Source organism: Virgibacillus salexigens, assembly GCF_014905415.1.
Taxonomy (GTDB): Bacteria; Bacillota; Bacilli; order Bacillales; family Amphibacillaceae; genus Virgibacillus; species Virgibacillus salexigens.
This window is the reverse complement of the sequence record NZ_BNEO01000001.1, coordinates 257,570-280,805: the sequence shown is the minus strand read 5'-3', so window position 1 is coordinate 280,805 and position 23,236 is coordinate 257,570. Positions and strand designations below refer to the sequence as shown.

The 23,236-nt window shown below is 37.0% G+C and carries 22 protein-coding genes; 18 read left to right on the top strand and 4 right to left on the bottom strand.

From position 1 onward, the window contains the following. Nucleotides 1-219 precede the first annotated feature (219 nt). From motA to JKP73_RS01405, 9 genes are all read left to right on the top strand, one after another. On the top strand, nt 220-1,005 hold the full coding sequence (gene motA / locus JKP73_RS01445; RefSeq protein WP_021289150.1) for a flagellar motor stator protein MotA: 786 nt from the start codon (nt 220-222) through the stop codon (nt 1,003-1,005). Further along, the gene (gene motB / locus JKP73_RS01440) at nt 998-1,765 is read left to right on the top strand and encodes a flagellar motor protein MotB (protein ID WP_021289149.1); all 768 of its coding nucleotides are present in this window, start codon (nt 998-1,000) and stop codon (nt 1,763-1,765) included. Before motA ends, motB begins: the two co-directional genes overlap by 8 nt. Before the next feature lie 21 nt (nt 1,766-1,786). Next, nucleotides 1,787-3,481 (top strand): methyl-accepting chemotaxis protein, encoded by a 1,695-nt coding sequence (locus tag JKP73_RS01435; protein ID WP_021289148.1) that lies wholly within the window; start codon nt 1,787-1,789, stop codon nt 3,479-3,481. A 293-nt stretch (nt 3,482-3,774) separates the two neighbouring features. Beyond that, the gene (ltaS, locus tag JKP73_RS01430; RefSeq protein ID WP_200411067.1) at nt 3,775-5,739 is read left to right on the top strand and encodes a lipoteichoic acid synthase; all 1,965 of its coding nucleotides are present in this window, start codon (nt 3,775-3,777) and stop codon (nt 5,737-5,739) included. A 375-nt stretch (nt 5,740-6,114) separates the two neighbouring features. After that, nucleotides 6,115-6,219, top strand: a complete 105-nt coding sequence (locus JKP73_RS23355) for a putative holin-like toxin (protein ID WP_238323669.1) — start codon at nt 6,115-6,117, stop codon at nt 6,217-6,219. 500 nt (nt 6,220-6,719) lie between these two features. Next, nucleotides 6,720-6,944 (top strand): hypothetical protein, encoded by a 225-nt coding sequence (locus tag JKP73_RS01420; RefSeq protein WP_021289146.1) that lies wholly within the window; start codon nt 6,720-6,722, stop codon nt 6,942-6,944. Between the two features lie 206 nt (nt 6,945-7,150). Continuing rightward, nucleotides 7,151-8,359 carry a CynX/NimT family MFS transporter gene (locus tag JKP73_RS01415; RefSeq protein ID WP_021289145.1) on the top strand — a complete coding sequence of 403 codons (1,209 nt, stop codon included), beginning with the start codon at nt 7,151-7,153 and terminating at the stop codon, nt 8,357-8,359. A 37-nt stretch (nt 8,360-8,396) separates the two neighbouring features. After that, entirely contained in the window at nt 8,397-9,608 is a 1,212-nt protein-coding gene (locus JKP73_RS01410; protein ID WP_200411066.1) for an MFS transporter, read from the top strand. A gap of 4 nt (nt 9,609-9,612) precedes the next feature. Continuing rightward, nucleotides 9,613-9,777: a hypothetical protein gene (locus JKP73_RS01405; RefSeq protein ID WP_021289143.1), complete on the top strand. Its 165-nt coding sequence runs from the start codon at nt 9,613-9,615 to the stop codon at nt 9,775-9,777. A 219-nt stretch (nt 9,778-9,996) separates the two neighbouring features. Here the strand turns inward: JKP73_RS01405 and JKP73_RS01400 are convergent, their stop codons facing one another. Then, the gene (locus JKP73_RS01400) at nt 9,997-11,646 is read right to left on the bottom strand and encodes an SLC13 family permease (protein WP_200410815.1); all 1,650 of its coding nucleotides are present in this window, start codon (nt 11,644-11,646) and stop codon (nt 9,997-9,999) included. Nucleotides 11,647-11,815: 169 nt separating this feature from the next. Here JKP73_RS01400 and pxpB point away from each other — a divergent pair, with 169 nt between their 5' ends. From pxpB to JKP73_RS01355, 9 genes are all read left to right on the top strand, one after another. Then, the gene (gene pxpB / locus JKP73_RS01395) at nt 11,816-12,556 is read left to right on the top strand and encodes a 5-oxoprolinase subunit PxpB (protein ID WP_021289141.1); all 741 of its coding nucleotides are present in this window, start codon (nt 11,816-11,818) and stop codon (nt 12,554-12,556) included. Then, entirely contained in the window at nt 12,543-13,307 is a 765-nt protein-coding gene (locus tag JKP73_RS01390; protein ID WP_021289140.1) for a LamB/YcsF family protein, read from the top strand. Before pxpB ends, JKP73_RS01390 begins: the two co-directional genes overlap by 14 nt. 12 nt (nt 13,308-13,319) lie before the next feature. Further along, nucleotides 13,320-14,264: a 5-oxoprolinase subunit C family protein gene (locus JKP73_RS01385; protein WP_021289139.1), complete on the top strand. Its 945-nt coding sequence runs from the start codon at nt 13,320-13,322 to the stop codon at nt 14,262-14,264. Between the two features lie 21 nt (nt 14,265-14,285). Continuing rightward, complete coding sequence (locus JKP73_RS01380) at nt 14,286-14,882, top strand: pyroglutamyl-peptidase I (protein WP_021289138.1); 597 nt, start codon at nt 14,286-14,288, stop codon at nt 14,880-14,882. 128 nt (nt 14,883-15,010) lie between these two features. Further along, complete coding sequence (locus JKP73_RS01375) at nt 15,011-15,754, top strand: Cof-type HAD-IIB family hydrolase (protein WP_021289137.1); 744 nt, start codon at nt 15,011-15,013, stop codon at nt 15,752-15,754. A 308-nt stretch (nt 15,755-16,062) separates the two neighbouring features. Continuing rightward, nucleotides 16,063-16,245, top strand: coding sequence for a cold-shock protein (locus tag JKP73_RS01370; protein WP_021289136.1), 183 nt, complete (start codon nt 16,063-16,065; stop codon nt 16,243-16,245). Nucleotides 16,246-16,432: 187 nt separating this feature from the next. Next, a complete protein-coding gene (gene exaC / locus JKP73_RS01365) occupies nt 16,433-17,956 on the top strand; it encodes an acetaldehyde dehydrogenase ExaC (RefSeq protein ID WP_021289135.1) in 1,524 nt (507 codons plus the stop codon). Between the two features lie 21 nt (nt 17,957-17,977). Beyond that, nucleotides 17,978-18,331: a DUF779 domain-containing protein gene (locus JKP73_RS01360; RefSeq protein ID WP_021289134.1), complete on the top strand. Its 354-nt coding sequence runs from the start codon at nt 17,978-17,980 to the stop codon at nt 18,329-18,331. A gap of 275 nt (nt 18,332-18,606) precedes the next feature. Then, the gene (locus JKP73_RS01355; protein WP_021289133.1) at nt 18,607-19,047 is read left to right on the top strand and encodes an IDEAL domain-containing protein; all 441 of its coding nucleotides are present in this window, start codon (nt 18,607-18,609) and stop codon (nt 19,045-19,047) included. A gap of 58 nt (nt 19,048-19,105) precedes the next feature. Here JKP73_RS01355 and JKP73_RS01350 read toward each other — a convergent pair whose 3' ends face one another. The 3 genes from JKP73_RS01350 to srtD all read right to left on the bottom strand — a co-directional run bounded on the left by JKP73_RS01350 (nt 19,106) and on the right by srtD (nt 22,878). Further along, entirely contained in the window at nt 19,106-21,124 is a 2,019-nt protein-coding gene (locus tag JKP73_RS01350) for a penicillin-binding transpeptidase domain-containing protein (protein WP_021289132.1), read from the bottom strand. Between the two features lie 110 nt (nt 21,125-21,234). Beyond that, nucleotides 21,235-22,179: an LCP family glycopolymer transferase gene (locus JKP73_RS01345; RefSeq protein WP_021289131.1), complete on the bottom strand. Its 945-nt coding sequence runs from the start codon at nt 22,177-22,179 to the stop codon at nt 21,235-21,237. Nucleotides 22,180-22,290: 111 nt separating this feature from the next. Continuing rightward, entirely contained in the window at nt 22,291-22,878 is a 588-nt protein-coding gene (gene srtD / locus JKP73_RS01340; protein WP_200410814.1) for a class D sortase, LPxTATN-specific, read from the bottom strand. Between the last annotated feature and the right edge of the window lie 358 nt (nt 22,879-23,236).

The following is a 23,236-nucleotide window of genomic DNA, read 5'->3' as shown; positions in this document are numbered from 1 at the left end:
ACAAGTTAACTTTTAAACAAAAGGATTACAATGGTGCCAACAACAATTTTCATCCGTTTGTTGCGTGTAAAGTTGAGAGCATAAGGGGTTTATTTAAAGGCTGGTACAATATTTAGCTAAACAATCCGTGAAAAGTGAAACGGTTCACTACGATCGTTTTTTGTCTGAAGTTATCGTTATGGAGCAGCCATTGATTTATGAAAACGAGGAGGTAGCACATTGGATAAGACATCAGTTATAGGTATTATCTTAGGAATTATTGCGGTAGGAGTAGGAATGGTATTAAAAGGAGTACATATTGGAGCTCTTGTGAACCCCGCAGCCATTCTAATTATTCTTGTCGGGACGGCAGCATCAGTCTGTATTGCATTTCCGTTGAGTACGATAAAAAAAGTACCATCTTTATTTAAGATCATTTTTTCTAATGATCAGCATGATGATCCCAAGGACGTTGTCTTGATGTTTACTGATTTAGCTGATCAAACACGAAAAGAGGGGATCCTGTCACTAGAAAAACAACTGCAGGAAGTAGACGATCCGTTTTTAAAATCCGGTTTACAGTTTGTGGTAGATGGCCAATCTCCAGAGTTTATTCGTGAAGTTATGATCGAAAAAATGAATGCGATTGAAAATAGACATCAAGAAGGAATTGCCGTGTTTTCCCAGGCTGGAACGTATGCACCAACATTAGGAGTACTAGGTGCTGTTATTGGTTTAATTGCTGCACTTGGAGATATGCAGGATATGGACGTGCTAGGTCATGCTATTTCGGCAGCTTTTATCGCAACATTGTTAGGTATTTTCACTGGATATGTTTTGTGGCATCCCTTCGCTAATAAGCTCCGTGAAAAGTCGAGGAAAGAAATTCAAGTGAAAGAAATTATGTTAGAAGGGATGCTTTCCATTACTGTAGGTGATTCAGCATTAGTAGTAAGAGACAAGCTAGGATCGTATTTATCCACGAAAGCGTTTATTACCTTACAAGGGGAGGAGGCTGATGCGTAGAAATAAAAAGAAAAATTCGCATCATATCGATGAGTCATGGTTACTTCCTTATTCTGATTTACTAACGTTACTATTAGCATTATTTATTGTGTTATTTGCGATGAGTGAAGTCGACTCGCAAAAATACCGAGAATTATCTCGGGTGTTTCAAAATGAATTTTCTGGCGGCCAATCGATACTTGAAGAGAGTAATAAGGCAATAGAATTACCGAATGAAGAACAAGAAGAGGATAAACAAACGGAACAGAGTGCCAATGAACAAGAGCTACATGAATTACAAACACTACAAAAGCAGATGAACCAGTATATAGAAGAAAAAAATTTAGATGCCATGTTAGCTACCCAATTAACAGATGAAGGCCTGCTGATTACCATTTTAAATGATGTCACATTCGATTCTGGAAGTGCAGAAGTGACAGCGAATGGGGAGGAAATTGCCAAGGAATTGTCTGAATTTCTTTATACGGACCCACCTCATCAAATTGTCATAAGTGGCCATACGGATAATAAACCAATCAAATATGCAGAATTCACATCAAATTGGGAATTAAGTGTAACAAGAGCGGTTAATTTTATGCATTTATTATTAACGAATGAAAAATTAGATCCAACGCGATTCAGTGCAAAAGGGTTTGGAGAACACCAACCTACTGTACCAAATACAACGATCGAAAATCGGGCAAAAAATCGTAGAGTTGAGGTTCTTATCTTACCGAATTATGAAATTAATACAGGAAGTCAAAATGAATCAACAAGGTAATAGACATAAGGGGGAAGTAGAGTGAAGAGCTTATTTCAATTTAAACATTTACAGACGAAGTTATTTGTGGCATTTTCCGTTATTACTTTATTTGTTTTCGTATTGGGAGTGACCAATTATATTGTAATCAATAACAATAACCAAGATACTCATGAAATTATTAAAGAAGAATTGCCAGTGTTAGTTGCTGATGAACAGCTTGCGATTAATATGGCAGAACGTACAAGTCTTATTCGTGGATACTTATTATATGGAGAAGAAAAATATAAGCAGGAATTTAATGATACGTTAGAAGCAACAATGGAATTAGAGAATTTTGTCTTAGAAAACAGTGATTCAGAGCAAGCAAAAGCTCTAATAGATAAGAAGATTGAGTGGGGGCACCTCACCGATGAAGTATTTAAACAATACGATAATGGAAATGAAGATCAAGCACGATTAATTATGACAAATGAAGTGCAGCCAATAGCTAATGAATTAATTCAAGGTTTTAGTGATTTAGCGAAAGCAAAAGAGACAAAGATCAATGAGGTGGGGGAAACAATTATACAATCAGGTGACCAGACAGTTATGATTGGAGGAATTGTTTCCATTGCGGTTGCAGTATTAGGAATTGTGATTGCGTATTTAACTTCAAGAACCATTACCCGACCATTGCAGCATTTAAAGGAACGAATGAATCTAATTGCTGCTGGAGACCTTCATCATGAACCGCTGGAAACAAAATCAAAAGACGAACTTGGCCAATTGATGATTGCAACGAATACGATGAATGAAAACCTTCAGGATTTGTTACATCGTGTTAAACGTGTATCAGATACAGTAAATGAACAGAGCGATGCTCTAAAACAAGCTGCTAATGAAGTACAACAAGGGACAGAACAAGTCGCCGAGACCATGCAGGAATTAGCAACTGGTTCGGAATCGCAAGCTAGCCATGCAGGAGATCTTGCGGGAGTTATGAACGAATTTAATACAAGTATTCAAGAGGTCAATACGAAAAGCGAATCAATTGAATCTGCTTCGATGGATATCCTTCAACAGGCAGAAGGTGGTCAAAAGGTGATGACTACAACTAAACAACAAATGAAGACAATTGATCAATTGGTACAGACTGCTGTTAGACGTGTACAAGGTTTAGATAGTCAATCGCAACAAATCTCTCATTTAGTAACGGTTATTAGCGAGATTGCTGAACAAACGAATTTACTTGCTCTAAATGCAGCGATTGAAGCTGCAAGGGCAGGAGAGCATGGAAAAGGTTTTTCCGTTGTAGCAGACGAAGTAAGGAAATTGGCTGAACAGGTTTCTTCCTCTTTGCAAGATATTACCAATGTGGTTGGTAACATTCAGTCAGAAACGAATCAAGTTGCTACATCTCTACGGGAAGGGTATAGTGAAGTACAAGAAGGAACAAAACAAATGGAAACAACCGGGGAAACCTTCCATTCTATCCATTCCTCTGTAAAAACAATGACAGCCAGTATTTCTACTGTGAAAAATCATTTAGCCCGTATTTCTACTAAAAGTAAGGATATGAATGGATCTATCGGAGAAATTGCAGCGATATCGGAAGAATCAGCTGCAGGTGTTGAACAAACGTCTGCCTCTACACAACAAACAAGTAGTTCCATGCAGGAAGTAACTGCAAATGCAGAACAGCTTGCTAGTTTGGCAGATGAACTAAATGAATTAATGAAACGGTTTAACCTGTAACAGGCTATTAAACATATTGTAATACATCTTTTGACTAACTTAGGTATATAATGAACAAGAAAATCATGGTAAAAATCCATGATTTTTTTGATTGCAGTCCTTGGGAGAGTAATGATCGACAAAAAACACCAAAACTTGTCAAGAAAACAACCTTAAAAAACTTTGACCAAATCTTTAGATTGAGTTATAATTAAAAATCGTTATTAGAAAAATTTATGGATTAAAAGGTAAATGAACAGGGTATAAAAAAGATAATGACTAACTAAATGAGTTTTAAATTCGAGGTGAAAAAAGTGAAGAAATTTTTATCAACCAAAATGGGCTTCTTCGCGGTTGCACTAGTGCTTTTCTGGATAAAAACATATGCAATATATAAAACGGAATTTAGTCTGGGTGTAAGTGGGGCGATGCAAGAATTTCTATTATTCTTAAACCCTCTTAGTTCTGGATTAATTTTTCTCGGACTAGCATTATTTGCGAAAGGTAGAAGAGCTGGTATTTGGATCATCATTGTTGATACCATTTTAACCTTTATACTATATGCTAATGTCGTCTTCTACCGTTTCAACAGTGACTTTATTACAATTCCGACCATGATGCAGACGGATAACTTTGGAAGTATTGGTGGAAGTATAGCCGATCTAGCACAAATGCATGACTTGCTTTACGCAGTAGACATTTTATTCCTTATTGTATTGTTTACGTTCGTACGTAAAAGCTGGACCGTTAGCCGTATGCAGTTGCGTAAGCCTTTTATGGTATTAGCAACAGGGGTATTAGTATTTACTATTAATCTAGGATTAGCTGAAGCTGATCGTCCACAATTATTAGAACGTACATTTGATAGAAACTATCTAGTAAAATATTTAGGTGCGTTTAACTTTACAATCTATGATGCTATTCAAAGTGCTAAGACGTCAACAAGACGTGTATTAGCTGATAGCAATGACATTACCAAAGTAGAAGAATATACCGATGCAAAATATGCAGAACCAAATGAGAAATACTTTGGTAAAGGAGAAGGGAAAAATATTATCAAGATTCACTTAGAGTCATTCCAGTCATTCCTAATTGACTATAAATTGAATGGCGAAGAAGTAACGCCATTTCTGAATGATCTAGTACATGATCAAGAAAAAGGCTTTACGTATTTTGATAACTTCTTCCATCAAACAGAGCAAGGAAAGACAGCTGATGCTGAATTAATAACCGATACGTCACTATATGGTTTACCACAAGGATCAGCGTTTGTAACAAAAGGAAATAATACGTACCAAGGACTGCCAGCAATTCTTGAGCAGCAGCAAGGGTATACAAGTTCTGTCTTCCATGGAGATGGGAAGTCATTTTGGAACCGGGATGAGGTTTATAAACACTTAGGTATTAATGAGTTTTATCATGAAGACTATTATGATATGAGTGAAGAAAATGTCATTAACTATGGCTTGAAGGATAAACCATTCTTCGAACAATCCATGCCATATTTAGAAGATATGGAACAACCTTTCTATGCACACATGATGACATTGACGCATCATCATCCATATCTAATTGATGAAGAAGATGCATCTATTGAACCTGCAGAAACTGGGGATGGTTCTGTTGACCGTTATTTCCAAACGGCACGCTATTTAGATGAATCGTTAGAGCAATTCTTTAATGATCTAAAAGAAAAAGGTCTCTATGAAGACTCGATTATCATGATCTACGGTGACCACTATGGAATTAGTGATAACCATAATCGAGCGATGAAAGAAATAACAGGCGAAGAAATTACATCATTGAAAAACGCTGAATTGCAACGTGTTCCATTCATGATTAAAGTACCTGGAGTGGAAAGTGAAGGAATTAACCATGAATATACCGGCCAAATCGATGTTATGCCAACACTTCTTCATATTCTAGGTATCGACGCTAGTGATTATATCCAATTCGGTACAGATATGTTCTCAGAGGATCATAAAGAATTTGTTCCTTTCCGTAATGGTAACTTTATGACCGATGAATATAGTTATGTTGATGGGAAGTATTATGATAACGAGACAAAAGAAGTGATCAAGGAACCTACGGAAGAAATGAAGAAAATGGAAGATCAAGTTGTCAAAGAACTAGAACTGTCGGATGAAGTCTTATATGGTGACTTGTTACGCTTCTATACACCAAATGAAGAGTGGGAGCCAGTAGATACAGATAATTATTTCTATGGTGGTCCTGATGAAGAGAATCCAAATCAAGATCAAGAAACAAAAGAAGAATAGGAAAAGGGTGCAGCTCATGAGCTGCACCCTTTTTAGATTGTCTAAATTCCTAAGTTATGAGTTAATAGCTAGTAAGACGCAATAGAAAATGATTAGGTTTTTATTAGAAGATGAATCAATTTTCAATAAAATTTACTGATAACAATAACCAAATTGCATAGAAAACACATCAAATGCATTACATCGTACATAAAAAATGACATACAATGCAGTATACAAGCAGTAAGTAAGGCCTGTTTGTATAGTAAAAAGAGAAAATTACCAGGAAACCAAACAAATGTTCTGTTTTTACGTATTTAATCATTCATCTATGGTATACTATTAACAGATAATGTTCTTTGGGATTACAAGGCTAGCCCTATTGATAAGGAGGGGGTGAGCCAATTGAACATTTATGAAGTGATTATGGTGATGTTTTCGTTTGGCACCTTTTTGGTCGCTTTTTTGACACTAATCATTCGAATCATCAATAAAAAATAGACCTCCCTTACGACGACACTAACGCATGAACGGAGAGGCCTATTTCAGGATAGCCGATCCCTTAGGAACCGCTTATCATCGACCACAGTTGCCGCTGTGGTCCTTTTTTAGTATATGCATCCTTCTACCCATAGTATACCACAAACAAAAAGAATAAGCCGACTTATTTGTTCTTGGCATCATATGTAAATAAAAAGTTCACAAATTTGTCACATATGATAATAAATAACAAATTTCGCTAAAATCTTATTTTTGATTCTAGATAATGAAACATATATTGACATAGTTTGACGATGTTTAACAGGATATCGATAGTTATTCGATACAAAATCGACAAAATTGCTAACAAAGCAAAACCTTGACGAATATGAGATAATAGGAATATAGTCATATTATTTTTACAAATTATAGAAAAAATGGATTTGTATCAGTATGAAACCTGCCTCTTCATCGACAACTGGTATATACAAAAAGGAGGGAGAAATAAAGGAGGTACTAAAATGCAAGCAGAATCGGAAGATAAGAAAGAACGCGGTATACACGTATATCCTCACAAAACAAGTGCTTGTCAGATTCCTTATCATCAAAAACAAATTTGTTATTTAGCATCCGTTGTATATCACGAAAGGTATCAGTGCAATTGTTATTCATTCTATAAAGGTCGCGAATACTGGATTGGCGCGCAAATGAATTGGCTGGATACATACCTTAAAAATATGGAATAATAACCATAGAAACAATTCTAAAGGCTGTCGATTAAACATATCGACACCTTTTTTATGTTGCGGGTGCTTATATTTGTTGTATGGAACAAGGGTCTTGCTGTTTATTAGTAATGACTAAAGGAAAGGATAAGTGCTCTTCCTTAAAGTTAAAAGCAAAGATATGCTATATTAAGAAAAGGATTATGTTGAGAAGGGAGATACAGCAATTGGAGACGCAGCAATTAAATCAGCAAAAACCAGCTTTTTATCAAATTCTTTTGGTAACTGGAATCGTCGTCATCGCCTTTAATTTAAGACCTTCCATTACCTCTGTAGGACCTATCATTGGAACGATCCGAGATCAGTTAAACTTATCGAACGGGAGTGTGGGGTTACTAACTAGTTTGCCACTAATTGCTTTTGCAATCATGTCCCCACTCGTGCCAAAGATTAGTAATCGATATACGAATGAACGTGTAATGTTAATTGGCTTAATTGTTTTATTTATTGGAGTTAGTTTACGTAGCTTATCGGTTATATTTTTTCTGTTTGCAGGGACTTTATTAATAGGGTTTGGTATAGCTATTTGTAATGTACTCCTTCCTAGTGTCATAAAGGAAAAATTCCCAGCGAAGGTAGGAATTATGACTAGTGTTTATTCTACAATTATGGGGGGATTTGCAGCAACAGCCTCTGGCTTAAGTGTACCGATAGCAAGCGGACTTAACCTGGGCTGGCAAATTGCTCTCTTTGTATGGGCAGTACCAGCACTCATTGGTATCATTGTTTGGGGTTATCTAGTGAAAAAGCGTGCAAATGAACGATCCTTATACCATTATGTTCAGCCTGTATCCAATCGAATCTGGAAATCGCCATTAGCTTGGCAAGTAGCTGGATTTATGGGTTTTCAATCTTTTCTATTTTATGTTACGATTTCGTGGTTGCCCGAAATTCTCCATGCGTCTGGATTTACTGTGAACACTGCTGGCTGGATGTTGTCTATTATGCAATTTATAGGAGTGCCAGCTAGTTTTATCGTCCCGATGTTGGCTGGTAAATTTAGGTCACAGCAAGGGCTTGTATTAATAATGGGACTGTTTTCTGTTACTGGTTATACAGCATTGTTATTTGGAGAATCATCATTTATGCTGATACTCAGTGTTGTATTAATTGGGGTGGCTCTCGGTGGGACATTTCCATTAGCGTTAACGATTCTTAGTTTACGAGCCCGTAATGGTATAGAAGCAGCACAATTATCAGGAATGGCGCAATCATTTGGTTATATCTTAGCTGCGTTCGGACCATTTTCTATAGGCTTTCTCTATGATCAAACACATACATGGGGTATCCCATTGATAACTTTAGTTACTATTGCCATTATTGTTATCTTATTTGGTATGGGGGCTGGCAGAGATAAATTTGTGTTTGATGAATAAATCAGAGCGTACAATTTTAAGTATTGGATGTGACACTATGCAGGAGAGAGCTTATAGCATGAAGGATTTCTATTTTTGGAAAATCACCCTTAGTTTGGCTTTAGCTTCTTTTTTTATATTTGCGAGTATGTATGCCGTACAGCCACTACTGCCTGTATTTGTTACGGCATTTGATATAGGAGTCTCCGCCTCCAGTTTAACATTGTCGATGACGATTGTAGGTTTAATTATTGGATTAGTTATTTTAGGTTTCTTATCGGATCGAATAGGGAGAACCATATTTATTAAACTATCGTTGATTGGTTCCATACTTCCATTCTTTTTTATGCCATTAACGGATTCTTTTTTTATCTTCGTAATGCTTAGATTTATCCAAGGATTTGCACTTGCTGGATTGCCGGCAGCTGCTTTAGCCTATCTCAGTGAAGAAATTGATCGAAGGAGTGCAGGTGTAGCCACCGCTCTCTATATATCTAGCAATGCTTTAGGTGGAATGGTTGGGAGAGTGGCAACTGGTTATGTAGCAGATACGTTCTCCTGGGAAATTGCGTTTATTGGATTAGCGGTGTTCGGAATGCTTATCCTTATGCTTGTCCATTTCATGCTCCCAAGCTCACGTTTCTTTCAGTCTAGTAGTTTGAGTTTTCGTAAAGATTTAGAAGGATTTCTATTTCATTTAAAAGATCCAAGTTTACTTCTTGTTTTTGGGCTAGGTATCATTTTGCAGTTATCGTTCACAGGGGTGTGGACGTTCTTGCCATTTTATATGCAAGGTGAATCGTTCTCCCTTTCTTTACAAGCTATTTCATATTTATTCTTTGCATATGGGTTAGGCGTCATTGGTTCTCCGTTTGCAGGTTGGTTAGCTGGTATTTTCGGATTGAAGAAAGTTCGTATATCCGGGATTACTGTTTTATCGATAGGGATAGCAATGACGTTAAGTGCTTCCTTGTTTTGGATTATCGTTGGATTATGTGTCACTTGCTTAGGATTTTTCACTGCGCACTCGTTAACAGCTACCGCAGTAAGTGAACAAGCGACACATCATAAAGGAAGTGCTTCAAGTCTTTATCTCGTATCTTATTATATAGGTGTTTCACTTGGTAGTTCTGCTCTTTCCCCAATCTGGGGGAACTATGGCTGGCAAGGATTAATTTTATTTATAGCTGTCTTACCAATTTTCTACCTTTTTGTTGTTCAATTATTACAACGTATGATTCAAAAAAAGTCAGCTAGAAAGGGGGCATAAACATTTGGTTAAACATCTCCTTATTGAAGCGCTCGGATGGATACTTACGGCGATAGGAGCCTATTACATCTATGAAGATTCGAAGCTAATGCTTCCTTATATTAGCTTAGGTATCGGAATTGTCCTTATTCTCTTTAATTTCCCTAAAAGCTTTCGAAAGCAATCATAAAATAAGTAAAATCGAACGTTTATCCGAGTTAAAATGAATTCGGATAAACGTTCGATTTTTTAATCTTTTTGGCGACTCCATTCAAAACTATACGCGTTTGAAGATTCTTTCGGCTAGTAAATGCTGCATATTAGCCAAAAAAGCTGTAGCCGCACTATCAAGAATCTTTGTATTATCGTTTTAATTTACTCATCCTCCCTCATTTTCATAAGAAGGGGGTTATTTTACAAAGTCAGGGAGGTGATTAATATCGATGCCCCAAACAACGGGAAGCAAGAAATACACAGCAATGGTTACAAGAATGATTCCGCATAAATTAAGGGCTATTCCTGCCTTTGCCATATCTGGGATTCGCAAATAATTCGATCCAAACACAACAGCATTCGGTGGTGTAGCAACTGGGAGCATAAATGCGCAAGAAGACGCAACACCTGCTGCTATCATCACTACAAATGGATGAACCCCAAGCGCGACTGCAAGTGCAGCCATAATCGGATACATCATATTAGCTGTTGCAGTGTTGGAGGTGATTTCAGTTAGGAAAATAACTAATGCTGTTACGACAAGTAAAACAATGAAAATATGAATCCCTTGTAATGCAGTTAATTGATTTCCAATCCATTCGGAAAGACCCGATTCAGTAAATCCAGCTGCTACTGCAAGTCCACCACCAAACAACAATAAAATGCCCCATGGTAATTTTACAGCTGTTTTCCAATCTAATAAAAAATCTCCTTGTCTACTCTTAGATGGAATGATAAATAAAATAAGTGCTGCTGTCATCGCAATGATTGCGTCATTGATATTCTCATTCCATTCAACTAAAATAAATGAACGGCTAATCCAAGCTAGTGCAGTTAAGATGAATACGGCAAATACAGCTTTTTCTTCAACAGATGGTTTTCCCAGCTTCCGTTTTTCATCCGTTATAACTGCCTTTCCTCCAGGCAGCTGTTTTAGCTTCGGAGGGTAAGCAATTTTAACCAGGTAGATCCATGCAATAAAGATAAATATCCATGCAATTGGCACACCAAATAACATCCAGGTTGCAAATGATAGTTGAATACCGTACATTTCGTTTATAACGCCAGCAAGTGCCGCATTTGGTGGCGTTCCAATTAACGTTGCAATTCCCCCAATTGATGCTGAATAAGCTATGCTAAGCATCAGGGCCTTACCAAATGCGAAATTTTCCTTGGAAGTATCGATGGAAGGATCATCCTTTAATGCATCTGAGATTTGATAAATAATTGCTAAACCAATCGGGACCATCATCATAGCTGTTGCTGTATTAGAAATCCACATCGATAGAAATCCGGTAGCAACCATAAACCCAAGAATAATTCGATTCGTATTAGTTCCAATGACAGAAATAATGTTAAGCGCAATTCGTTTATGTAGATTCCATTTCTCCATTGTAAGTGCGATCATAAACCCGCCCATAAATAAAAAGATCGTGTCGCTACCATAAGAAGATGTAGTTGTATCAATGTCTAATCCACCAGTTAATGGGAATAGGATGATTGGAAGTATTGAGGTAGCAGGAATCGGTATCGCTTCAGTCATCCACCATACAGCGATCCAAATAGTACTTGCTAACACCGCTAATCCTTCTTTTGAGAGACCTTCGGGAGAAAAAACAAGTAAAGTTAAAATACACAGCAATGGACCAAGAATTAATCCGATTAATTGTGCAGGTTTATAATTACGATGTCCCCCGTTGTGATCACCATTTCCGTTAGATGAACCTGAGGGATCAATCGATCTCCCGGTAGAAATTTTGGAGGATTTGGGCTTAACAAAAAAGGAAAACATATCTTTTACTTCATCATGTTTTTCCCACATCCATTTCCATGTTGTCGAAATCATGTTCCTACCTCCTTTAATATTCATAGTATTTATTATATTCGTAGATTTAATGTTGATCAAGAATTTTTGGTTGCGTTTTCAATAAGTGATTCCCTAAAATACCAAAGGTTCAGTCATTTTTAGCTAAAATATGATATCATTTTACTAATAGGATGTTGGGGGAATGAATATGGAATATCGTTTACAAGCGGTTGGTGATTCGGCTGTTAAAATTCAGGCAGCTGGGGAAGTAACAGAATATATGAATGCCCAAATCCGAAGTATTTGTAATAAGTTGGAACAAGCATCTATTTCTGGTGTTATTGAATGGGTTCCTGCTTATAATTCTGTCACGATCTATTACCAACCAATTGATATATCTTTTCAAAGAATAACCAAAAAACTGGAAGAAATGTTGACAAATCTATCGATCCGTACAACGTCTTCGGTTCGAACGGTGCATGTTCCTGTTTGTTATGGAGAGAAATATGGCCCTGATTTAGAATATGTTGCTGCATATAACCGATTAACTCCCGATGATGTGGTAGCTATCCATCAAAAACCTGCGTATCTAATCTATATGATTGGCTTTCTACCAGGTTTCCCGTATCTAGGCGGTCTAGATAAACAAATAGCCACACCTCGACGAAAAGAACCACGCCCATCAATCGTTAAGGGTTCTGTTGGCATTGCACAGGAACAAACAGGGGTTTATCCAGTTTCATCACCAGGAGGCTGGAATATAATTGGAAGAAGTCCACTGCAATTATTTAATCCGTATGATAAACAGGCGCCATTCTTATTTAAAAATGGAGATCGTATTCAATTTTATGCCATAAGCGAAAATGATTATAGCTATATATTCAATTTGGTTGAAGCAGGAGATTTTAACGTATCCATTAAGGAGGGAGCTTCTGATGACAACAATTGACATTAATTGTGACATGGGGGAAAGTTACGGAGCATTCATGGTAGGTGAAGATGAAACAATTATGAACTATATTAGTTCAGCGAATATAGCTTGTGGGATGCATGCAGGAGATCCACATGTAATGGAGAGAACCGTACGTTTAGCAAAAAAGAACAGGGTTGGAATTGGGGCACATCCAGGTTTCCCTGATATCGCTGGATTTGGCAGACGTATGATGGAATTCACAGAAGAAGAAATCTATCAGCTAATAATCTATCAAATCGGAGGATTACAGGCCTTTTGTTCGGTACACGATGTGACATTAAAACATGTTAAGCCACATGGAGCGTTGTATAATCTTGCAGCACGTGACGAGAAGGTTGCAGACGCAATAGCAAGAGCAGTATATGATTTGGATTCCAATCTGATACTGATCGGATTAGCGAATAGTGCTTTATTATCTGCTGGAATAGCAGCTGGTATAAACGTAGCCTCAGAAGTTTTTGCAGATCGTACGTTTACCGCTGAAGGGTTTTTAACACCAAGGAATGTAAAGGGAGCATTCATCTATGATGTAAAAGACGCAGCGGAACAAATGAAACGAATCGTCGTTGATCAGAAGGTCAAAGCGATCGACGGTACCATTATAGATTTAAAAGCAGACACGATTTGTATACACGGGGATGGCAAACATGCTGTAGCTTTCGCTGAAGCATTGCAAACTACTTTATCTAACAATGGAATTACCATAAAGCGTTTAGGTGAGAAGTAGGGGGAATGTATCATGTATGAACGAATAGCTTTGTTTAAAGTACATAAACCTGGGATATATACAACCTTTCAGGACCTTGGTCGCTATGGATATCAGCAGTTTGGTGTTCCTGTATCGGGGGCGATGGATTATTTTGCATTACAAGCCGCAAATATAGTGGTAGGTAATTCAAGAAATACTGCATGCTTGGAAGTTACACTGGTTGGCCCAAAACTGGAAGCCTGTGACACGATTACAATAGCAATCACTGGAGCAGATTTAGAAGCTAAAATAAATGGAAGAGAAGCACCTATGTATACATCCATTCAAATTCAGGCAGGAGATGTGTTGACATTTGAGGGCCACCGGAATGGCGTACGCTCGTATATAGCGATTGCCGGTGAACTTGATAGTCCCTCTTTCTTTGGTAGCCAATCAGTAGATATAAAGAGTGGATTTGGAACCACATTAGATAATGTACCATGTATTTATGGTTATCCAAGACATGCTCCTAAAAAAATTGGTTTATCAGAGTCTGTCCGGCCAAGGTATCAGAAATCCATTAAGGTAGGGGTTATTGAGGGACCCCATACAGACCATTTCTCTATGGAAGCTAGAAATTTATTTTTTAGACAAACGCATGTGGTAGAAACAAATTCGAATCGTATGGGATACCGGTTACAATCCAAGAAAATTGTAACTAAAAGTCATACTGTTCTGTGGTCTGATGCTGTCCCATTTGGCGGAATACAAATCCCACCAAATGGTCAACCAATTATTCTAATGGCAGACCGTCAAACAACTGGTGGCTATCCACGGATAGGAACTATCTGTAGCGCAGATCTTCCTAAGGTTGCCCAATTGGCACCAAAAGGAAAAATCTCATTTTATCCAATATCTTTAGAAGACGCACAGAAAAGGCAAATAGAATTGAATAATCAATTCTATCAATGGAGTATGTTTCGTAAAGATTTATAAATAATAGGGGGAGTAACGATCATGAAAAAATTGTTACTAACAGGGTTTGCGCCTTTTTTAGATAACCCGGTTAATCCAACCACAAACATTGTAGAACAATTACATAATCAAGTTATCAGTGACTATGCGGTTATTGGACATGTATTGCCAGTTGAATTTCAACAATCTGGATCTGACATGGTTAGATTAATTGAAACCTATGACCCAGATGCAGTAGTATCTTTAGGAGTAGCAGTAGGCAGGAGATTAGTAACTCCAGAGCGAATCGCGATCAACTGTAATGATGGACCAATAGATAATCGTGGATACAAACCGGCAGGGGAGAAGATAGTTGAAAATGGTCCAGATGGTTATTTTTCAACGTTACCAATCCAACATATGGTACAGAACATCAAAAAAGCGAATTTACCAGCTGAAATATCTAATACTGCTGGAACTTATCTGTGCAATAATGTTATGTACCACACTCTGCATTATTTTAAAGAACAAAAACTTCATCGACCGTCAGGATTTATTCATATTCCAGCATCTCATGAATTGGGATTGGAAAGAAATGTACCCAGCTGGTCAAATGAAGATTTAGCTAAAGCTGTGTGGGAATCTATTGCTTGTTTGTAAGTGAGGATAATTGCTACTGTAAGAAAAATGGTTTACAATAACGTAGATATAAATAGATATTTAATATTCTACATAGGTTGAAAAACGAGAGCATTCAGAAGAAGAAACGAAAGGCTGGAGGATATATAATGGACGAACAAGAGAAAGTAATTCGACTAATCGCATTAGATATGGATGGCACATTACTAACAAATGAACATAAAGTGTCTAAAGCCACACGTAAAGCAATTGCTGAAGCTATGGACAAAGGAGTCCATGTTGTATTGAGTACCGGTAGAGGCTTACAATCCTGTTATCCATATGCAGAGTCATTGCAATTAACTTCTTTTATGGTTACAGCAAATGGCGGAGAAATTTGGACAGTAGAAAAAGAATTAGTAGAACAACATTTATTAGCTACAGATAAAATTGAAAAAATGTATGATTTAGCGATAGAATTAGGTTTATCCAGCTGGATGATATCTACAGACGGTGTTTATCGTAACACAAAACCGGAAGATTTTCATGAACATAAATGGTTGAAGTTTGGTTGTGAATCCTATGATAAAGATAAATTAAATCAGATGATGAAAGAGTTATCGTATATGAAGGACTTAGAATTAACAAACTCCCTGCCTACAAACATGGAAGTAAATCCAAAAGGCGTAAGTAAAGCACGTGCACTTCATACCGTATGTAGTAAATTAGGTGTTACTATGGAAGAAATGATGGCTGTTGGGGATAGCTTAAATGATATGAAGATGATTCAAGAAGCTGGAATTGGTGTAGCAATGGGGAACGCTCAGGATGCAATTAAACAAGCAGCTGATTTTGTAACGGATACGAACAATCAAGATGGTGTTGCAAAAGTAATTGAACGGTTTGTGTTATAAAAATATACATTGACTGATGATATTTGGTTGAATTTGCGATATTTCTAAAGAAAAAAGTGTATATTTCAGTCCTATTGAAAAAGCTGACTTTTTGTCAGCTTTTATTTTATTAACATACTAATTATTAAACTTTCATAAATTATTAGTAAGTGGAAAAATGAGAGTATAAGCTTCATGTAATTTGTCTATCCTATATAAGATAAGCAAAACGATGCCAATGTAGTTTATACCTGTAATGGATCCAAGGATCTTTCTTTATTAAGAGGAAAGGCGTATAATAGAAGTGTTACAGGAAAGGAGATGCTTTCATGTCATTTTCACGTGGACCAAAAGAGCCGGTTCAAAAAGTGGAAACAAATGTCTGGTCATGCACGAGTGACAATTGTCAAGGTTGGATGAGGGAATCGTATAGTTTTGAAGATGAACCAAGGTGTCCATTATGCCAATCTTCCATGAAGCAGGAAGTAAGAGTACTTCCTGAGGTTAAATAGCATGCCACAGTATCTCTAAATAAAAGGTTGTTCGGTCTACCCCCTGATAAGTAAATCAGGGGTTTTTTATTTCAATTTTCTGTGGTCAAAATGTTGGAATAATTTAGAACATATTGTTATATTTTTTATAGAGGTTCATACTAGATCTCACCATAAGTGAGCTTTGGAAAAGGAGGAGAAATCATATATGAAATATGCAAATCCGAACACAGCAGGTGCTGTGGTAGACTTCAAGGAAAAGTATGATAACTTTATTGGTGGAGAATATCGTCCACCTGCAAATGGGAAATACTTTGAGAATGTGAGCCCGGTTACGGGAAAGGTATTTTGCGAAATGGCAAGATCTACAAAAGAAGATGTAGAGGCAGCTTTGGATGCTGCACACGAAGCAAAAGAATCATGGGGAAAAACCTCCGTAACAGAACGGGCATTGATGTTAAATAGAATTGCTGATCGTATGGAAGAAAATTTAGAGAAGCTAGCAGTAGCTGAATCATGGGACAATGGAAAGGCAGTAAGAGAAGCCTTAGCAGCAGATATTCCACTTGCAATCGATCATTTCCGTTATTTTGCTGGTGTAATTCGTGCCCAAGAAGGTGGAGTCAGCCAAATCGATCATGATACGGTTGCCTACCATTTCCATGAACCACTTGGGGTAGTTGGGCAAATTATTCCATGGAATTTTCCATTACTTATGGCAACATGGAAGCTTGCACCAGCGTTAGCAGCAGGAAATTGTGTGGTATTGAAACCCGCAGAACAGACTCCAGCATCGATTCATGTTTGGCTGGATTTAATAAAGGATCTCATACCTGATGGAGTCGTGAATGTCATCAATGGCTTTGGAGTAGAGGCAGGGAAACCACTAGCATCGAATAGTAGAATTGCTAAAATTGCCTTTACTGGTGAAACAACAACAGGGCGCCTAATTATGCAATATGCTTCGGAAAACATCATACCTGTAACTCTGGAACTTGGGGGTAAATCTCCAAATATCTTCTTTGAAGATGTTATGGCCAAAGATGATGGTTTCTTAGATAAAGCAATAGAAGGTTTTGTCATGTTTGCCTTGAACCAAGGTGAAGTCTGTACATGCCCATCACGTGCACTCGTCCATGAATCCATTTATGACGAATTCATGGAACGTGCGATTGAGCGAGTAAAACAAATTAAGATTGGTCATCCGCTTGATACGAACACAATGATGGGAGCTCAGGCATCCCAAGAGCAAATGGAAAAAATCCAATCCTATCTTGATATTGGTAAACAAGAGGGTGCTGATGTTTTAATTGGTGGGAATGTGAATAAGCTAGAAGATGAAGAGCTAGAAAATGGTTATTATGTGGAACCAACTATCTTTAAAGGTGAAAATAATATGCGTGTTTTCCAAGAAGAGATATTTGGCCCGGTATTATCGGTCGCAACTTTTAAAGATAAAGAAGAAGCCATGTCAATTGCTAATGATACCTTGTATGGCCTAGGTGCCGGTGTATGGACGCGTGACATGAATACTGCTTATCGATTTGGACGAGGTATTGAAGCTGGGCGAGTATGGACAAATTGCTATCACCAATATCCTGCGCACGCTGCATTTGGTGGCTATAAAAAATCAGGAATTGGAAGAGAGAATCATTTAATGATGCTTGGACATTATCAACAAACGAAGAATTTATTAGTAAGTTATAGTGAACAGCCGGATGGATTATTTTAACTTTAATGAAGGGGTGATAATGTGATTAAACGAGTAACAGCAACAGATGAAGCCCTTGATTTAATAGAAAAATTAAAAGCAGTTCATGGTGATTTAATGTTCCACCAATCTGGAGGTTGCTGTGATGGCAGTTCACCAATGTGCTACCCACGAGATGAATTTAGAGTAGGGGAATCTGATGTATTATTAGGCAGTATAGGGGAAACCCCTTTTTACATTTCTAAAGATCAATATGCGTATTGGCAACACACACAGCTGATCATAGATGCAGTTGATGGTAGAGGCGGGATGTTTTCACTTGAAGGACCAGAAGGAAAACGGTTTTTAACAAGATCACGCGTATTTAGCGAAGCAGAACAAATGGAATTAAATTGAGAGAGGTTCCGCGATACATGCGGACCTCTTTTATGTTTGCTAAATCGCCTTATACATTATTTTAAGTTGCTTATCTAGGTATATATCCTCTTGTAGTAAAAAAGTAGTTATTTTGCGCTGAATTGAGAATATTCTAGTATTTCTAACTAATTGTTCTTTATTAAGTCAATAAACCCGTATTTGGTTGTTTGAATTTGCAGAATAATCGTTTATACTGTCATTAGATGTTCTTATCTAAGAACAAAATAAATCGATTTTATTAAGGAGGCAGTAAAATGCGATATGCTAAAAGTAGTAGGCCAAATAGTATTAAATTCGATCAAGATTATCTTTATGTTAACATAAGAAACATCGATTTTTCCTTTAATTATAATGGTAAAACTTTTACCTATGTTCCATCAGCAGGAAAGGAAATAATTATCAATCAAAAAACGTTAGCACTTGAGAATGCTCGAACTCTATTTGCCTTTGGACATCGAACAGAGACCATCTATTTAAATTTATCCTATTTATTACACATGCCTAGCTTTGTAAAAGAGCTGAATATCATTTTAGCAAATAGAGATTACGCTATTAAAACAGCTGCCTACGCCTCTAATTATACAAACGATTTAATCATTGACCAATTAGAACAATGGAATGTGAAGCGATTAATTGATAAAGCGCTAGATAATAAAGATGAACATGCATTTAATGAGTTACTTAAATTACTTTAAAGAAGCAAAGCAAAAAGGAACTCTCAAGTAAGAGAGTTCCTTTTTGCTTTGTGCTAAACTAGTCTTTCAATTTGTTTAAAATTTCTATCGCTTTTTTAGTAGTATGACCACTTCCACTGCGTTCCTTTGTTTCCTCAATCATCATCGAAATTAAAATATCTTGTTCTTTTGTTGGATAACCAACAAACCAACCATTTTCTTCCCCTTCCCCTTCTGTAGTTAGTTTTAACTCAGCAGTACCGGTTTTTCCGGATAGATCAAAGTTGGCTTCATCTGCATAAGATGCTGCTGTTCCATTTTCTACTACATCTCGTAAATCACTACTTATCCGTTTCGCTTGTTCCGAAGTTAATAAATCTTCTTTCCATATTTGTGACTTTTCCTCATCAGCAAGAAATGTTGGTTTAATCATATCTCCACTATTTATAAAGGTGGTATAAGCAGCAGCAAGATGTAAGGAACTCATTTCGATTTCGCCTTGTCCATAACTCGTGTTTGCAAGCAATACTTCATCATCTAAATTTCCAGAGGATGAAATCGTTGAAGCTGTAATAGGATATTCGTATGGAATATCTTCGCCAATACCAAAGTCTTTCAAACCTGTTACATAAGCTTCAGATCCCATATGAACTGCCTGCATGGCAAAGTAAATATTATCTGATCGCACAAGCGCGTCATGTAAGTCGACCGGACCATTCGATTCGGATACTCTAGTAACCTCATACTCTCCCCAACCTTCTCCATTACTCCATGTCAATCCATTAATTTTTAATCCTTCTTCTGGATCAATGGAGCCATTTTTAAGGCCAATTGCAGCTGTGATTGGCTTCATAACAGACCCAGGGGCATACGTAGAATAGAAACGATTAAGTAATGGATTACGTTCATCATCTTCTAACTTTTGCCACAGGTTAGGTGTTGTTCCGTAGAGAATTTCGTTAGGATCAAATGATGGACTGCTTACTAATCCAAGCGTTTCACCTGTTTTAGGATCAAGGACAGTCGCACTTGCCATATCCCCATCTAATGTTTGATATATTTTCTCTTGAACATTAATATCGATTGTGAGCTTAACATTCTCACCATCTTTAACTTCTGTCTCTGCAAGTACTGTTTCTTTTCCATCTTTGCTTACAACAATCTTATTTCCTTTTTTTCCTCGTAAACGATCTTCATATAATTCTTCTAATCCCCGTTTGCCAATGACATCGGATGCTGCATATTCTCCAGGTTCTTGCTCTTTCAGTTCTTCAGCTGTAATTTGTCCAATATAACCTACTAAAGATCCAACAGCTTCCCCACCTGGATAGATACGTCCAGTAGATTCTTGTCTAGTAATCCCATTGATCTCTACTAGCTTATTCCAAAGTGCTTCTTCGGTTTTGGGGATTTTTGCAATTGGTACAAATAAATTTGGCTCTACCCAACTTGCATTTAGTTTTTCATCGATTGCCTCCACTGAAGTGCCGAGTAGTTCTGCTATCTTTTTCTTATTTTGTTCAGAGTTTTCACCTAACTTTTCCGGTATAATTCCAATTTCATAAATGGTGTCGTTCATTGCTAAAGGCATATTATTACGATCACGAATCTCTCCGCGAGCTGGGGCAGTTGACTGAATAGAAATTTCTCCACCATTTTTCATTTCTGGAAAGATAAAGCCAGGGTTCCATGCAATATACCAATTTTTATTTTCATCTTCTCCCTGTTGAATAAGATTCGCTTTATAGTCAAAGGATATTGGCCCAGCAATGGTTTCCATGCTCACATGAAAGGGAATTGTTACTTTTCCTTCATCCATTGCTGTATCGATGGCTTCTTCACTTAATTTATCAAATTCTACGTTAAGCTTCGAGACATTTAAATCTCCATATATTTTATTATACCTGTCCACATATTCTTCAGTTGAATACGTGTCGGCTGCATCGGAGTGAAGCATTTTATACATGGAATCAAACTCCTGTTCGTTCCAATGGTTTACATACGTTTCGAAACGATCATTTGGTGTAGCCTCGTCCTCTGAACATCCAACAAGCAAGCCAACAAAAAGAACGAAGAAACTTGCGAATAATTTTCTCATAATGACCCCCTATTTCATAACATAATCACATCAATTATCAATCATATGAACGTGAAGCAACATGGATGAATGATTCATCCATGTTTTACCACGTTTTTATCTATATGAAGCTATTTTTCATTCATATGCTCTTTAATCTCTGTTGTAATACGATTGAATTCTGAATCAGATACGACGTAATACCACCGTTCTGGCTGACCAAAGCGTTGCCCATTACCTTCTATCTCCATAGAAGTGATATTTTTTCTTGTTCCACGATAATTACTAAATAGTGTTTGCATGTCATCCATATCAAGGTTTGTTTGGACATTATCACCTAGAATAGTAAGGATATCCCCTACTTTTGTAATGCTGGAAAAACGAGCGCCTTTATTAATTGCTGCTGTAATGACACTTCGTTGCCGTTCGTTTCTGCCTAAATCCCCACGTGGATCATCTTTGCGCATGCGAATATAGTCAAGAGCTTGTTCCCCATTTAACTGAACTTCCCCCACAGGAAACTGAGATCCACCTTGAGAAAATGCAGTATCATTAGTTACTGTAACGCCTCCGAGTGCATCGATACCTTGTTTAAAGCCTTCCATATTGACCTGTGCATAATAATGGATGGGAATATCTAGATTATCTTCTACGGTTTCTACTGAAAGTTCAACACCACCAAATGCATATGCATGGTTAATTTTATCTTTACCTCGTCCAGGAATCGTTACATAAGTATCTCTAGGAATACTTAGCATTTTAATCGCATTTGTATTCGGATTAAGGGATAAAAGCATCATCGTATCAGATCTTCCCTTATCACCAGATCTTTCATCAACACCAAGCAGTAGAATATTTACTGATTCTGTATTATTAAAGACAGCTTCTAATTCTTGCTGTTGTTCTGGGTCCTTATCTCTTTCAAGTGGGTTATGCATGGATTCAACGGTATCGCCAATTTGATCCCAAACATAAAATAAGAAGCCACCAATGACTATAATGAATGCAAGTACAATACCACCAAGCCAAATTGGCCACCTACGTTTTTTTTTATGTTTTTCGACTCGTGACTTCAATTGATTCACCTCTTTATTAACTTAGTGACAGCAATGTTTGAAAATAAAAATAATTCATTGGTAAATTATATCGAAAATAGTGATATTCGTCTATGTCTTATTTCACAACTATTAATTGTTTATTGGTATTGCAGTAATAATATAACGATCAGGGGCATTTCCGACGTAAGAAAATGGATAACACGTAGTCAAGGTTAGTACTTCCTTGGGAGCTGTTGACATGATAATAGAACGATTATCTGCATCAACTACTTTGGTATCTGTAATTCTATAGGTGAAATCACCATAGGGTACTTGTATTGTTAAATGATCCCCAACCGTTAGTTCACCCATTCTTCGAAATACGGTATCCCGATGACCAGATAATACAATTTGGTCTTTTTGTTTAGGGTAAGCAGTCCCCTCATAATGGCCAACACCTTTTTCTAGTTCGTCTTCATCCGTTCCTTCAACAATAGGTAAGTCGGCTTCTAATTTTGGTATATGTAAGATTCCAGCTGTTTCTCCTTTTGCAGGTGTAAAAGCCTTTTTAATATTGTCTTTCTCTAAACTTGTTGTACTTGAATTAGGTTGTTTCACTAAATCTTTAGCCTTTGTTAAAGATGCCTCCTGCTGTTTTTCTGTCGTATACCATTGATAGCCGCCAAAACATAAAAAAACAAAACCAATTGAAATAAGCAGCAAGGCAAATTTGTTCATAGAGATACTCCTTACACATTTTCTTTAAGTATATAAAAAACATACATGGAATAAAAGCTGAAATGGTTGAAATAAAAAAAGCGCCGTAGATTTCTATTCCGATCTTAGTAAAGAACAAAAAAATAAAAAACTTATTAAATTTAAGTAAATAGGAGTTATTAAAAGTATTTTGTTCGTTATATAGAAATAAAGCTTGTTTTTCAATGTTTTCAATCTAAGAAAAATGACCTATACTGCAAGTGTTGTTCGTTATAAAAAACGATATGACCGTATAAGAGAACAACATATTAAATTGAAAAGGGAGGATAGCGGGGGAGTTTTATGAAGAAATATGATATTTGCTTTTATTTTATATTTT

Coding starts and splice junctions, on each gene's coding strand:
- JKP73_RS01420 (WP_021289146.1), top strand. CDS start 6,720: ATGCAAGCAGAATCGGAAGATAAGAAAGAACGCGGTATACACGTATAT.
- JKP73_RS01380 (WP_021289138.1), top strand. CDS start 14,286: ATGAAAAAATTGTTACTAACAGGGTTTGCGCCTTTTTTAGATAACCCG.
- motB (WP_021289149.1), top strand. CDS start 998: ATGCGTAGAAATAAAAAGAAAAATTCGCATCATATCGATGAGTCATGG.
- JKP73_RS01370 (WP_021289136.1), top strand. CDS start 16,063: ATGTCATTTTCACGTGGACCAAAAGAGCCGGTTCAAAAAGTGGAAACA.
- JKP73_RS01355 (WP_021289133.1), top strand. CDS start 18,607: ATGCGATATGCTAAAAGTAGTAGGCCAAATAGTATTAAATTCGATCAA.
- JKP73_RS01375 (WP_021289137.1), top strand. CDS start 15,011: ATGGACGAACAAGAGAAAGTAATTCGACTAATCGCATTAGATATGGAT.
- srtD (WP_200410814.1), bottom strand. CDS start 22,878: ATGAACAAATTTGCCTTGCTGCTTATTTCAATTGGTTTTGTTTTTTTA.
- JKP73_RS01350 (WP_021289132.1), bottom strand. CDS start 21,124: ATGAGAAAATTATTCGCAAGTTTCTTCGTTCTTTTTGTTGGCTTGCTT.
- JKP73_RS01390 (WP_021289140.1), top strand. CDS start 12,543: ATGACAACAATTGACATTAATTGTGACATGGGGGAAAGTTACGGAGCA.
- JKP73_RS01385 (WP_021289139.1), top strand. CDS start 13,320: ATGTATGAACGAATAGCTTTGTTTAAAGTACATAAACCTGGGATATAT.
- JKP73_RS01410 (WP_200411066.1), top strand. CDS start 8,397: ATGCAGGAGAGAGCTTATAGCATGAAGGATTTCTATTTTTGGAAAATC.
- pxpB (WP_021289141.1), top strand. CDS start 11,816: ATGGAATATCGTTTACAAGCGGTTGGTGATTCGGCTGTTAAAATTCAG.
- JKP73_RS01400 (WP_200410815.1), bottom strand. CDS start 11,646: ATGATTTCGACAACATGGAAATGGATGTGGGAAAAACATGATGAAGTA.
- exaC (WP_021289135.1), top strand. CDS start 16,433: ATGAAATATGCAAATCCGAACACAGCAGGTGCTGTGGTAGACTTCAAG.